General features: G+C 62.7%; 17 protein-coding genes. 11 read left to right on the top strand and 6 right to left on the bottom strand.

Going from position 1 to position 12,650, the window contains the following annotated elements; translation table 11 throughout:
* Positions 1 to 83: 83 nt before the first annotated feature.
* The 6 genes from relB (at position 84) to copM (ending at position 2,509) form a co-directional block, all read left to right on the top strand.
* On the top strand, positions 84 to 317 hold the full coding sequence (gene relB, locus HGO38_RS05630; protein WP_250954929.1) for a type II toxin-antitoxin system RelB family antitoxin: 234 nt from the start codon (positions 84 to 86) through the stop codon (positions 315 to 317).
* A gap of 45 nt (positions 318 to 362) precedes the next feature.
* On the top strand, positions 363 to 590 hold the full coding sequence (locus tag HGO38_RS05625) for a DNA-binding protein (protein WP_250954928.1): 228 nt from the start codon (positions 363 to 365) through the stop codon (positions 588 to 590).
* On the top strand, positions 574 to 843 hold the full coding sequence (locus tag HGO38_RS05620; RefSeq protein ID WP_250954927.1) for a type II toxin-antitoxin system RelE family toxin: 270 nt from the start codon (positions 574 to 576) through the stop codon (positions 841 to 843). Before HGO38_RS05625 ends, HGO38_RS05620 begins: the two co-directional genes overlap by 17 nt.
* Before the next feature lie 4 nt (positions 844 to 847).
* A complete protein-coding gene (locus HGO38_RS05615) occupies positions 848 to 1,603 on the top strand; it encodes a hypothetical protein (protein ID WP_250954926.1) in 756 nt (251 codons plus the stop codon).
* 67 nt (positions 1,604 to 1,670) lie between these two features.
* The gene (locus tag HGO38_RS05610; RefSeq protein WP_250954925.1) at positions 1,671 to 2,048 is read left to right on the top strand and encodes a hypothetical protein; all 378 of its coding nucleotides are present in this window, start codon (positions 1,671 to 1,673) and stop codon (positions 2,046 to 2,048) included.
* Positions 2,049 to 2,128: 80 nt separating this feature from the next.
* Positions 2,129 to 2,509, top strand: a complete 381-nt coding sequence (copM, locus tag HGO38_RS05605; RefSeq protein ID WP_250954924.1) for a CopM family metallochaperone — start codon at positions 2,129 to 2,131, stop codon at positions 2,507 to 2,509.
* A 28-nt stretch (positions 2,510 to 2,537) separates the two neighbouring features.
* Here copM and HGO38_RS05600 read toward each other — a convergent pair whose 3' ends face one another.
* The gene (locus HGO38_RS05600; protein WP_250954923.1) at positions 2,538 to 3,437 is read right to left on the bottom strand and encodes a LysR family transcriptional regulator; all 900 of its coding nucleotides are present in this window, start codon (positions 3,435 to 3,437) and stop codon (positions 2,538 to 2,540) included.
* A 102-nt stretch (positions 3,438 to 3,539) separates the two neighbouring features.
* Here HGO38_RS05600 and HGO38_RS05595 point away from each other — a divergent pair, with 102 nt between their 5' ends.
* Together HGO38_RS05595 and HGO38_RS05590 are read left to right on the top strand one after the other, a co-directional pair.
* Positions 3,540 to 4,547: a YeiH family protein gene (locus HGO38_RS05595; protein WP_250955000.1), complete on the top strand. Its 1,008-nt coding sequence runs from the start codon at positions 3,540 to 3,542 to the stop codon at positions 4,545 to 4,547.
* A gap of 373 nt (positions 4,548 to 4,920) precedes the next feature.
* Complete coding sequence (locus tag HGO38_RS05590) at positions 4,921 to 5,625, top strand: HAD family hydrolase (RefSeq protein ID WP_250954922.1); 705 nt, start codon at positions 4,921 to 4,923, stop codon at positions 5,623 to 5,625.
* Here HGO38_RS05590 and HGO38_RS05585 read toward each other — a convergent pair whose 3' ends face one another.
* A complete protein-coding gene (locus HGO38_RS05585) occupies positions 5,626 to 6,258 on the bottom strand; it encodes a DNA-3-methyladenine glycosylase I (protein ID WP_250954921.1) in 633 nt (210 codons plus the stop codon).
* 192 nt (positions 6,259 to 6,450) lie between these two features.
* Between HGO38_RS05585 and HGO38_RS05580 the strand changes: the two genes are divergently transcribed.
* The 3 genes from HGO38_RS05580 (at position 6,451) to HGO38_RS05570 (ending at position 8,867) form a co-directional block, all read left to right on the top strand.
* A complete protein-coding gene (locus HGO38_RS05580; RefSeq protein ID WP_250954920.1) occupies positions 6,451 to 7,197 on the top strand; it encodes a L,D-transpeptidase in 747 nt (248 codons plus the stop codon).
* 138 nt (positions 7,198 to 7,335) lie between these two features.
* Positions 7,336 to 8,025, top strand: a complete 690-nt coding sequence (locus tag HGO38_RS05575) for a L,D-transpeptidase (protein WP_250954919.1) — start codon at positions 7,336 to 7,338, stop codon at positions 8,023 to 8,025.
* Between the two features lie 164 nt (positions 8,026 to 8,189).
* The gene (locus HGO38_RS05570) at positions 8,190 to 8,867 is read left to right on the top strand and encodes an outer membrane protein (RefSeq protein ID WP_250954918.1); all 678 of its coding nucleotides are present in this window, start codon (positions 8,190 to 8,192) and stop codon (positions 8,865 to 8,867) included.
* Positions 8,868 to 8,876: 9 nt separating this feature from the next.
* Here the strand turns inward: HGO38_RS05570 and HGO38_RS05565 are convergent, their stop codons facing one another.
* Genes HGO38_RS05565 through HGO38_RS05550 form a run of 4 tightly spaced genes read right to left on the bottom strand, consistent with a single transcriptional unit; the run spans position 8,877 to position 12,644 of the window.
* Positions 8,877 to 9,338, bottom strand: coding sequence for a hypothetical protein (locus tag HGO38_RS05565; RefSeq protein WP_250954917.1), 462 nt, complete (start codon positions 9,336 to 9,338; stop codon positions 8,877 to 8,879).
* A gap of 56 nt (positions 9,339 to 9,394) precedes the next feature.
* Positions 9,395 to 10,702 carry a glycolate oxidase subunit GlcF gene (gene glcF / locus HGO38_RS05560; RefSeq protein WP_250954916.1) on the bottom strand — a complete coding sequence of 436 codons (1,308 nt, stop codon included), beginning with the start codon at positions 10,700 to 10,702 and terminating at the stop codon, positions 9,395 to 9,397.
* Positions 10,702 to 11,436, bottom strand: coding sequence for an endonuclease NucS domain-containing protein (locus HGO38_RS05555; protein ID WP_250954915.1), 735 nt, complete (start codon positions 11,434 to 11,436; stop codon positions 10,702 to 10,704). Before HGO38_RS05555 ends, glcF begins: the two co-directional genes overlap by 1 nt.
* On the bottom strand, positions 11,433 to 12,644 hold the full coding sequence (locus HGO38_RS05550) for an FAD-binding protein (RefSeq protein WP_250954914.1): 1,212 nt from the start codon (positions 12,642 to 12,644) through the stop codon (positions 11,433 to 11,435). Before HGO38_RS05550 ends, HGO38_RS05555 begins: the two co-directional genes overlap by 4 nt.
* Positions 12,645 to 12,650: the final 6 nt, after the last annotated feature.

Here is a 12,650-nt window from a genome sequence, read left to right as displayed (position 1 = left end):
GGCGGCAAGGGCGAAGCGGCGGTCAAGGCTTTAAGGCGGGCCGGACAGATGCTATATTGACCCGCACAATCAGAACAGAAGCCATGAACACGCGCGTCACGCTCGACATGCCGGAAGAAATGCACCGCCTGGTGCTGAAATATGCAGCCGAAACCGGGGCGGACCCCAATGCCTATATGCTCGAGATCATCGAGGAGCGGCTGGAGGACGCCTATTTCGTGAAACAGGCCGAGGAGGTGCTGGCGGCACGAGCGCGCGGCGAAAGCCGGACCTATTCGCTGGAAGAAGTGAAGCGCGAACTTGGCCTGGACGATTGACCTAGATGACAAGGCCATCAAGCAACTGAAGAAGATGAGTGACCAATGAACAAGCGTGTCGCCATAAACATACCGGAAGGAATGCACCGGCTGATCACACAGTACGGAGACCTTCATGGCCTCGACCCCGACGACTACGCAACCATGGCATTGCAGCGGCATCTTGAGGACCTGCAAGATATTGCCGCTGCGGAGGCCGCCATGAAGCGGATACAGAGTGGGGAAGATCGTGTTCTGAGTTCGAAAGAGTTCTGGAATGGCCTGGACGATTGAATATCGCCAGCCCGTCCGGAAATCACTGGAGAAACTCGATCCTGTTGTCCGCAAGCGGATCCGTCAATTTCTCGAAGAGCGCGTGGCAGGCCTCGACGACCCCAAACAGATTGCCGACCGTCTGCAGGGCTCTGAACTCGGCCAATTCTGGCGATATCGCGTTGGAGACTACAGGATCATCTGCGATATCCAGGATGAGAGGCTGGTCGTGCTGGTGATCGAGATCGGCCATCGAAGCTCCGTCTACCGGTGACATCATGATCCTCGAAGCGCTGAACTATGCGGCGACCTGGCCGCTGACGGCCAAGGCGAACCGGGGGGCGATCCGCTATTCCGTCAATCTGTGGTCACGCGCCGGGCGATGCGCCAGGGTCTGGCGCGAGCATGAGGAATATTGCCAGGCGGCAGTGCGGGCTGCCTTTGCGGATCTCAAGCAGAGGCGCACGGCGGTGGTGCTCGGCTCCGGCCTGCTGCGCGACGTGCCGATCCTCGAGCTTAGCAGCGCCTTCGACACGGTGGTGCTGGTCGATCTGGTGCATCTGGCGAGCGTCAGGCTGTGGCTGCTCGCCAAAGGCATCCGCAACGTGCGGCTGATCGAACGGGACCTGTCGGGCTACGACGATCTGGCGACAGGGCGGGTGCCGGAGCCGCTGGCCTTCCTGCGGCAGGTGCCTTACCTCGACTTCGTGGTGTCCGCCAATATCCTGTCGCAGATCGGCCGGGGCGCCGCCCGGCGGCTGGAGACGGAGCCGGCCGGGCGCATGCCGGCGGATACGCCGGCGCAGCTCATCCAGGCCCATCTCGACGGGCTGGCCATCACCGCCGCCAAGACCTGCCTGCTCACCGACACCGGCTATACGGTGCTCGATCGGACCGGCGATGTGCGCGAGATCTTCGACCTGATGCACGGCGTGACCATTCCTCCGAACGGCCAGAGCTGGGACTGGCCGGTGGCACCACTCGGCGAGGAAAGCCCGCACTATCGCATCGTGCACAGGGTGGTGGCCGTCTAGGCGCGGACTGCATGAAAACAAAGCGATACGCCTTGCTTTCGCCGGAATGGGGATTACCTTCGGGATCATGCGCTGTTTCGTCCGGATCATGGCTCTATTTGCCGCCTTCGCCTATGGCGCGATGCCCTATACCGGCATGGCCCCGGTGGCGGCTGTCATGGCCGTTCCGACGGCGGTTGCCTCGCATGGGGACCATGGTCCTGCGGCCATGGATCATGGCGATGCCGGCCATAGGATGACGGCAACCATGGCTGCCTCCGATGACGGCTGTCCGCACCAGCCGCAGACCATGGCCAAGGGCCATTGCGCTGCCTGCCTGACGCTGGCCGCCGATATTTTGATCCACGATGCCGGCAAACCGGCGCGGGGTGCCGAGGCGCCGACTGTGGCAAGCCGCCTCGTCTCGCTGACGGCCGCGCCGCTCGACCCGCCTCCCCGCGCCTGACGTTCCCCGACAGATTTCTTACCTTTCATGCGCCCCTGCGGCGCTTTCCAAGATTCTGCACCGTCAGAAAGGGTAACCCCATGTTTTTGAAATCCATTCTCACCGCCACCGCACTGCTGACCGCAACCCTTGTCCAGGCTCAGGACACAACGAGTCACGAGGGCCATACGGCGGCCATGGACATGAGCCAGCCGAGCGGCGACCAGGGGCCGTCCAGCATGGCCTTTGCCGAGGCCAATGGCAAAATGCACACGGATATGGCGATCGAGTATTCGGGTGACGCCGATGTCGATTTCGTGCGCGGCATGATCCCCCATCATCAGGGCGCCATCGACATGGCGAAGATCGCGCTGCAATACGGCAAGGATCCGGAAATCCGCACACTGGCCGAAGCGGTGATCAAGGCGCAGGAAGCCGAAATCGCCATGATGAAGGCCTGGCTGGCGTCGAAGGGGAAGTAAACGTTTTCGAATCGCGGGCGGCGCGGGCTTAGATGTCCTGCGCCGCTGCGGCCTCCCGGCTCAGGCGTTCCAGCATGGCGGCGGCAATGGTGATGCGGCGTTCCTTGTGGCGCAGGACGGAGAACTGGCGGGGCGGCAGGTCGAAACCGGCTTTTCTAAGCAGGCCCTCGTGCAATTGCGTCTCGGCGGCGATGCCGGAGACCACGGCGGCGCAGGGGCCGGCCCGCACAGCCGACAGCACCGCCTCGTTGGAGGGCAGTTCGAGCACCACCTGCAATGCGGAGGGATCGACATCCAGACCGCCAAGGGCCGCCTCGAAGGCGCTGCGGGTGCCGGAGCCCGGCTCGCGCATCACCCAGCCCGAGGTGGCCAGATCATGGCCTTCCAGGCGCCGACCATCGGCCCAGGGGTGATCGGGACCGGTGACGATGAGAATATCGTCGTCGGCCAGTTTCGAGACCGACAGTGCCGGCTCGTCGATCGCCCCTTCGACGAAGCCGATATCGGCCGTGCCCTGCAGCACGGCTGAGGCCACCGAGCGGGTGTTGCCGATGGACAGCGTCAGGGCGACGCCGGGATAATCGCCGTGGAAGCGCATCAGCACCGGCGGCAGCCAGTAGCTGGCGATGGTCTGGCTGGCATGGACCGACAGCGTGCCGCGCATCAGGCCGCCCATATCGGCCAGCATCTGCTCGGCGGCACGCACCCGCGCCAGCACCGCCCTCGCCTCGCCCAAAAAGACCCGGCCTTCCTGCGTCAACTCGATGCGCCGGCCAACCCGGTCGAACAGGGCGACGCCATAAAAACCCTCCAGCGTCTTGATGGCGGAACTGACCGCCGAGGGTGTCAGTCCGATCGCCGCTGCGGCCTGGGTCAGGTGCTCGCGCTCGGCGACGGCGACAAAGATGGAGAGCTGTTCGAAGGTCATCGATCATTCATTCGATTTTATCGAATGAAATGTGACACACTATTCGATGGATGTCGATGATCGTGAATGACAGTGTGGGACGATACCCACACAGGTCCTGCGATGTTCTCCTTGTCCCGTCTTCTCGCTGTTCTTCCCGGTCTGGCACTTGCCGGCGCGGTGACGCTGGCTGCCATGCTGATCGAACAGGTGGAGATCGCGGCAACCGGCGGCCATTTCATCGAGAGCCTGGTGCTGGCCATCCTGCTCGGCACGGCCATCCGCTCGGCGCTGCCGCTTGGACCCCGCTTCGAGCCCGGCATCGAGTTCAGCGCCCGGACCATTCTGGAAAGCGCCGTGGTGCTGCTTGGCGCCTCGATCAGCGTTGCTGATATCGGCGAAGCCGGATTTGGCCTGGTGGCCGGCATTGCCGGTCTGGTCTGCCTGTCGCTGCTGTTCAGCTTCGGCATCGGGCTGGCGCTCGGCCTGCCGGCCAAGCTTGCCACGCTGGTGGCCTGCGGCAATTCGATCTGCGGCAATTCGGCGATTGCCGCCGCCGCACCGGTGATCGCGGCCGAGCCGCACGACGTGGCGGCGTCGATCGCCTTTACCGCCATTCTCGGCGTCGGCGCGGTGCTGCTGATGCCGCTGATGCAAACGATGGCCGGGCTGAGCGCCCTGCAATACGGCACCTTTGCCGGGCTGACGGTCTATGCGGTGCCGCAGGTGCTGGCGGCAACCGCCCCGGCCGGGCTTATCAGCATGCAGACCGGCACGCTGGTCAAGCTGATCCGCGTGCTGATGCTCGGCCCCGTGCTTGTGATGCTCGGCATCATCAACGGACGCCGCGGCCGGAAAGTATCGCTGCAGCATGTGCTGCCGTGGTTCATCCTCGGCTTTGCTGCCATGATGGCGCTGCGCTCGCTCGGCCTCATTCCTCACGCCGCCCTGCAGCCGATCGCCAGCCTCTCCAACCTCCTGACCGTGATGGCGATGGCCGGCCTCGGGCTTTCGGTCGATATCCGCAGCGCGACGCGGGCCGGCGGGCGAGTGATCCTCGCCGCCTGCCTGTCACTCGTCATGCTCTGTGCGACCAGCCTGCTGCTGATCCATATGCTGCAGATCGCCTGATACAGAGCCGAAGGAGAGGATGTTACCCCCCTCTGGCTTGCCAGCCATCTCCCCCACACGGGGGGAGATCGACTCGCAGCTGGCCTCTTGCCTCATAAGATATGTTCAAAACATCTGATGCGTCGCGTGTTGGAGGAATTGGGCGGTTAACTCTGCGTGATCTCCCCCCGTGTGGGGGAGATGTCCGGCAGGACAGAGGGGGGTGGCGGCGTGTCAAGGCGATCGTGCCGAGGCGCCATGATCGCCTGGTTAGCCCGCCTATTATAGGACAGACGCATTTTTCCATAGGACAGGTAACGCCCCGTCACAGGCTTGCCCTTTTGCTGACTGATCAGCACAATGGAGAACACATCACAGCCATGAGGAGCGCTTGATGACCGGCCGCGCCCTGACCACTATCGGCCTCGATGCCGACGACACGCTCTGGCAGAATGAGCAATATTATCGGCTGACCGAGGATCATTTCAAAGGCCTGCTCAACGACTTCGCGGACCCCGACCATATCTCGGCGCGGCTGCTGGAGGCGGAAAAGCGCAATCTCGATCACTACGGTTTCGGCATCAAGGGCTTTACCCTGTCGATGATCGAGACGGCGCTGGAGATCACCGATGGCCGGGCGCCGGGCCGGGTGATCGGCGAGATCCTGTCGATCGGCCGCGATCTGCTCCGCCACCCCGTCGAGACCATGCCGCATGTGCATGAGGCGCTGGAAGCGCTCAGTGGTTCCTATTTCCTGGTGCTGATCACCAAGGGTGACCTGTTCGACCAGGAGCGCAAGCTTGCCCAATCCGGCCTTGGCGATTTCTTCGATGCGGTGGAGATCGTCTCGGACAAGACGGCGACCACCTATCGCCGCATCTTTTCGAAGAATGGCGAGAGCCCGGAGCGGGCGATGATGGTCGGCAATTCGCTGAAATCCGACGTGGTGCCGGCGATTGCGGTCGGCGCCTGGGGCGTGTTCGTGCCCCATGAGCTGACCTGGATTCTCGAGCATGTGGACAAGCCCGCCGAGGCGCCGCGGTTTCGCGAACTTTCCCATCTGGGCGCGCTGCCGGACCTGGTCGCCTCGATCACCTGATCAGCGCGGCCGCTGAAACGAGGCCCGGAGTTTTTCGACGCTGTCGCGGCACAGGCAGCCTTCGATATGATCATTGACCAGGCCCATGGCCTGCATGAAGGCATAGACGGTGGTCGGGCCGACAAATGTCCAGCCGCGCTTCTTCAGGTCCTTCGACAGGCGCACCGAGGTCGGCGAGGTCGGATTGGCCCGGAGCGTCGCATAGTCCATGCGGGCCGGGCGCTCATTGGCGCCAGGCTCGAAGCTCCAGAAATAGCGGGCCAGCGAGCCGAATTCGGCCTCCAGATCGACGGCGCGGCGGGCATTGTTGATGGTCGAGACGATCTTGCCGCGATGGCGGATGATGCCGGCATCGGCAAGGCACCGGGCGATATCCTCGTCATTAAACAGCGCCACCTTGTGGCAGTCGAAATCGGCAAAGGCTAAGCGGAAATTGTCGCGCTTGCGCAGGATGGTCAGCCAGGACAGGCCCGACTGGAAGCCTTCCAGGCAGATCTTTTCAAACAGCCGTGCGTCGTCGGTCACCGGCCGGCCCCATTCCTCGTCGTGATAGCGCCGATAGTCCTCCAGATTGCCATGCCAGGAGCAGCGCACCTGGCCATCGTCGCCCGTCACAAGACCGGTTTTTTCCATGGATGGTGATTCCCTCTGATCATCGATTGCCGTTTACCATTTGTTCACTATTTTTCCAAACGCGGCGCTAACCCTGATGAAAGGTTTACAAGGTCTCCAGCCTTTTAGCGGAGCGGCGTTTACCCTTTTTCGGCGGGCGCGATGCCACCATCGCGGCATCCTAGTCTCGGTAAAATGTAGCGAGTCCGTCCGATGATCCACAAAACCCTCCTGCTCACAGCCAGCCTGCTGTTGTCCTTCAGCCAGGTGACCCTTGCCGCCGAACGTTACCAGTCACGCCCGCCGGTCATCGTCAGCCCGGATCTGACCGCCCCCTGGGTGATGCAGCTCGGTGGCGCTGCGACGCGGCCGGTTGTCTATGCCAATCCGCAGCCTGCCCAACGCGTCTACCAGCGGCAGGTGATCCGCCGCGGCCAGGCCACCCGCCCGCTGGTGCAGCAGGCGGTCACCGGTCGGACGAACGCGCCGGTCAGATCGCAGATCGAGCCGATGTTCCTGCCGCAGATGGTCTCCTACGAGACCAAGCATAGGCCCGGCACGATCGTCATCGACACCAACAATCGCTTCCTCTATCTCGTCATGGAGAATGGCCAGGCGCGGCGCTACGGCGTCGGTGTCGGCAAGCCGGGCTTCGAATGGGCCGGCGCCCACAAGGTCACCCGCAAGGCCGAATGGCCGAACTGGACGCCGCCCAAGGAAATGATTGCCCGCGAGGCCGCCAAGGGCCACTACCTGCCGACCCATATGGCAGGCGGCCCGGAAAATCCGCTCGGGGCACGCGCGCTCTATCTCGGCTCGACGCTGTACCGGATCCACGGGACCAATGCGCCCTGGACGATTGGCAGCGGCGTCTCGTCCGGCTGCATCCGCATGCGCAACGAGGATGTGGTGGATCTTTACGAGCGGGTCAAAGTCGGAACTACGGTGATTGTGATCTAAATCACAGATCGAAAGCCCTTTTGCCTGGCTTTTCTTGGCGGAGTGCTCAAATCTGCTTGACCTGGTCGTTTCACCAGTTGAAACGGCCGCAAACTTCGATACGCTTCCGCCGGGACGTGATTTGAGAGGGACGATCGAATGTCGAGATATCGGATTGCAATGGCGGCCTGCGCCATTGCGGCTCTAAGCCTGCTGGCCCCGCTTCCGGCGGCCGCCTTCAGCGGCGCGGCGGCGCCCAAGGTGCCAAACAACACCATGCTCGTGGCGCAGCAGCCCAAGGAGCCGGCGGAAAAGTTTAAGCGCCGGGTGGTGCGCCTGCAGACCAACGAGGCGCCGGGTACCGTCATCATCGATACCAACAACAAGTTTCTCTACTATGTCGAAGGCAATAACCGCGCGACGCGCTATGGCGTCGGTGTCGGTCGCGATGGCTTCGGCTGGTCGGGCGTGGTGAAGATCGGCCGCAAGCAGGAATGGCCGGAATGGCGTCCGCCGGCCGAAATGCGGGCCCGCGAGGCGAAGAAGGGCCATATGCTTCCCGTCGTGCAGGAAGGCGGCATCGACAATCCGCTCGGCGCCCGCGCCATGTATCTCTACAAGGGCGGCCGCGACACGATCTTCCGTATCCACGGCACCAACCAGCCCTGGACGATCGGCCTCAACATGTCGTCGGGCTGCATCCGCATGATGAACAAGGATGTCGAGCATCTCTACGAGCGCGCCGGCGTCGGCACCAAGGTGATCGTCGTCGGTCCGGGCAACCGCCAGGGCGAAGTGAGCTTCGACGACAAGGGCATCGATATCCTGCGCACCATCTTCGGCGGCTGACCGCTCCGTTCCCGTAACGACGGGGTCCGCCCGTTTCCAACATTGCCACAAGGCGCGCGGGTTATCCTTCGCGCCTTTTCGTTTCCCCAGCTCCTGTCAAATATCCGCAATGAAAGCCTGATACGGCAGTCAGTGTTGCTTTCTCTATACACCGGATGTCTTGCATGTCGAAAATGCTTTCCCTGCTGTCTGGAGCGATCGGCGCCACGGCGATCGTGTTCCTGCCGGCACCCGGTGCTCGCGCCGAAATGGAATTTTCCATCTACGGCGGCGCGCAGACGGCCCCCCATAGCGACGTGACGGTGAGCGGTCCGACGGCACCCACATCGTTTAACGCCGGCTGGGAGGGAAAGTCGTTTGCCGCCCCGCCCTATTACGGCGCCCGTGCCATCTGGTGGATGGACAACCTCAACCGGCCGAATCTCGGCGTGTCGCTCGATTTCACCCATGCCAAGGTCTATGCCGACGATGAAACGCTGACAGAGACCGGCTGGGATCATTTCGAATTTACCGATGGCATCAACCTTCTGACGGTCAACGCGCTTTACCGCATGCCGATGGAAAATTCGAAATTCGTGCCTTATGTCGGCGCCGGCGTCGGCATCAATATTCCCCATGTCGAGGTCATTCGGCCGAGCGGGCGGACCTGGGACTACCAGGTCGGCGGCATGACGCTGCAGGCTCAGGCCGGCGTCTCCTACCAGATGACCGAGCGCTGGTCGGTGTTTGCCGAATACAAGGGCAATTACTCTTTCGTCGATGTGGATATCGATAGCGGCGACCGGCTGGAGACCGATATTTTCACCAATGCCGTCAATCTCGGCGTCAGCTTTCACTGGTAGACGGCGCTCTTACCGCAGCGAACAGAGCAGCCTGCCGTTGCGGGTGACCGGTGGTGGCGCGTTGCTCGCCGAGCCGTCAGCCTGCATGACGGCGGTGTAATTTCCCTCGAAACGGCCAGAGCCGCGTTTGGTGCGTTTGGTTTCGATCGTCAGATCGAGCGATGCGGCGCTCTTATCCCGCTCACTTTTGTAATAGACGCGCAGACGCATCTCATCGCCGTCCATCCAGTGCTGCGTCAGCATGGCCGAGGTCAGCCGGGCTTCCGCGACCGGGGTCGGACCCTTGTCCTGATTGAAGGCCACAATGCCGCGAAAATGATTGAGCTCCTGGCCCTCGCCGAGGAGAAAGCCGCTTTCAACGGAGAGCTTCATCGCGCCGTCATCGACAGCGCAATAAAAACGGTCCGCCGCGTGGGCCTCGACGCCGGCCCCGGCGATCATCAGGCACAATACCCAGAACTTCGTCCGCATGGTCTGCCTCCCCATAGGGAATACGTTACCTTGCGCTTAGTGATAGACCGGTAAGATTAGGACTTGTTTAATTTTGCCGGCCGCTCGCCGCCGTAAGCCCAGTCGAGCAATTCGACCGTGTGGACGATCGGAATGGCGGTGCCGGAGCCGATCTGCGTCATGCAGCCGATATTGCCGGTGGCGATCAGGTCCGGCCGCGTCGCCTCCAGGTGCTTTACCTTGCGGGCTTTCAGCTTTGCCGAGATTTCCGGCTGCATGATATTGTAGGTGCCGGCCGAACCGCAGCATAGATGGCCTTCCGCCGGGTCCTTGACGGTGAAGCCGGCGGCTTTGAGCAGCAGCTTCGGTAGGGCGGTGATCTTCTGGCCGTGCTGCATGGAACAGGCCGAATGGTAGGTGACGGTCATGCCGCGGCTCGGCTGGGCCGGCAGGTCCAGGGTCGAGAGATATTCGGTGACGTCCTTGGCAAGCCCCGAGATCCGCGCCGCCTTGTCGGCATAGGCCGGATCGAGGCGCAGCATATAGCCGTAGTCCTTGATCGTCGTGCCACAGCCGGACGCGGTGATGATGATCGCATCGAGCCCTCCGGCCTCGACTTCGCGGCTCCAGACATCGACATTGTTGCGGGCGGAGGCGAGCGCCTGCTCTTCGCGGCCCATGTGATGGACCAGCGCGCCGCAACAGCCCTCCCCCTGCGGCACCACCACTTCGACGCCAAGCCGGGTGAGCAGGCGCACGGTGGCGGCATTGATGCCGGGATCGAGCACCGGCTGCGCACAGCCCGCCAGGATGGCGACGCGGCCCCGTTTTTCTGCCTGTTGGCTCTCGAATGTGCCGGGCAGGTCGTAGCGTGAGGGCGGCGGCGTGGTGGACGGCGCCAGATCGAGCATGGCGCCGAAGGATTTGAGCGCCGGGACGCGGCGGATCAAGCCCGCGAAAGGCCGGCCGAGCCGCGCCAGGCTGAGCGCCAAACGGAAGCGGCCCGGATATGGCAGGACCATGGCCAGGATGGCGCGCGTCAGCCGGTTGATGACCGGGCGCCGATAGGTCTTTTCGATATGCACGCGGGCATGATCGACCAGATGCATATAGTCGACGCCGGAGGGACAGGTGGTCGTGCAGGCAAGGCAGGAGAGACAGCGGTCGATATGCTTGACCACCTGCGCATCGGCCGGCCGGTCGTTTTCCAGCATGTCCTTGATCAGATAGATGCGGCCGCGCGGACTGTCGAGCTCATCGCCCAGCGTCACATAGGTCGGACAGGTGGCGGTGCAGAAGCCGCAATGCACGCATTTGCGCAAAATCGCCTCGGAGGCCGCGACATGCGGATCGGCAAGCTGCTCGGCGGTGAAATTGGTTTGCATCAGATGCCTTCTTCAGCTTCGAACTTAAAAGAGATCGAGTACTTCATTAGCTTTAGGTTCGGCACAGCTCTGGCAGCGGAGATAGTCCGTTTATCAAACTCATGGGCTACGATAATTCCACGAACCGCGGTCGGCTCGTCCTCGAACATGAGATCCCCCATGTAACCAAGGATCTGACCAACAACCCTGGCGTCCGTTTTTCCAGCTTTCAGTTCAACAACAACCGTTTTGCCCGTTTGGTCCTGACAGAGGATATCGATAAAGCCGGAGCTTACAGCTCGTTCAGCACCATCATCTATGATGTGGAGGCCGGCCTCCAGCAGATCCACGTCTCTTCTGAGGGCAGATTGCATGTCCCTTTCAAGGGAGAGCTTCTGCTTTTCGATGGGCGCTTCAAATACTTCCAGTGGTAGTCGCGCTGCGGCCGATGCCTCTTTATCCAAGACCTGGTTCGTCAGGAACTTGCGATAACGCACAACAGCATTCTTATAGGACTGAAGGTTATTTCGAATGTTACCTTCAAATATCATTCGGGATGGATTTGGCTTCGCGGCTTTCTCATCACTTGCCGAATATGTCAAATCTGCAATTATCGAATCGTATTGGGCATTATTCAGTGCCTCTTCCAGGTCTCCATAATATTGCTCCACCTTGGCCACCCGATGCAGCTGCGCAACTACGGTATTTGCCGCGTACTCTTCATCTTCCAACCACTGTTTATAATCAGATCTCATACGCCCCACCCCATCTTGCCCGGATTAAAAATGCCGCGCGGGTCGAGCTTGGCCTTGACCCTTTGCGACAGCAGGGCGACGGCGGGGGCGAGCGGCTCGAAGGCGGGAATGGCGGCACGCGCGGCGTCAGACGCGCGCACCAGCACGGCATGGCCGCCGCCGAGCGCCCTGATATAGCGCCGCAGGATCTCGCCCTCGGGATCGGCCTCCATGCGCATCCAGACCAGGCCGCCCTGCCAGTCGTAGAAGGCATCGACGCCCGCCTCGAGCCGCAGCGCCGCCACCAGCTGGTGGCCTTGCGAAGGGGCAACCGACACCCGCCAGAGCGGCCGCGGCGTGCCGTCGGCATAGGGTTTCACGTCGCGGATCTCGCGCCAGAGAAGGCTGGTCTGTTCGGCATCCAGATGGCTGACCGGGGCAAAGCGGCCCATGGCGGCAGCGAGTTTCTCGACACGGACCGAGACGGAGGCCGGCAGGCCTTCGAGCCGCAGCACGGTGGCCGGGCCATCGGCGAGAGCGCCATGCAGAAAACGGCCGCGCACGCTTTCCGGCAGATGGGCGGCGCCGGAAACCTCGACCGGCAGGGCCATGGCAGCGGCCATGGCGGCCGTTGCTTCGGCATCGTCGAGGCCGGACAGCACGATGGTAGCGGATGTCTTTGGCTGCGGCCAGACCTTGAACGTCACCTCGGTCAGGAAACCGAGCGTGCCGAAGGAGCCGGCCATCAATTTCACTAGGTCGAGGCCGGTGACATTCTTCATCACCCGGCCGCCGGCCTTGACCACCTCGCCATGGCCATTGACGAAGCGCACGCCGAGCAGGTGATCGCGGGCAGCGCCCGCCGTCAGCCGGCGCGGGCCGGAGGCATTGCTGGCAAAGACGCCGCCGATGGTCGGCTCGCCCGACGTACCCATGACGCCGCGATGATCGGCCGGCTCGAAGGCCATCATCTGGCCATTGGCATCGAGCGCTGCCTGGATTTCGGACACAGGAGTGCCGGCCTTGGCGGTCAGCACCATTTCGGCCGGGTTGTAGGCGACGATGCCCGCGAGCGACGTCGACCGCAAGCTCGCCGTTGCGGCCACGGCATTGCCGAAGCCGATGCGCGTGCGCCCGCCGGCAATCGACAGGGCAATGTCCCGCTCGGCACAATCGCGGATGATGCCGGCGGCATCGTTTTCGGAAAAGGGCGTGAAGAAATCACTCATGCGGCG

The sequence above is a fragment of the Rhizobium sp. CG5 genome, from assembly GCF_023701945.1.
Lineage (GTDB): Bacteria > Pseudomonadota > Alphaproteobacteria > Rhizobiales > Rhizobiaceae > Allorhizobium.
This window is presented reverse-complemented; position numbering and strand designations above follow the sequence as displayed.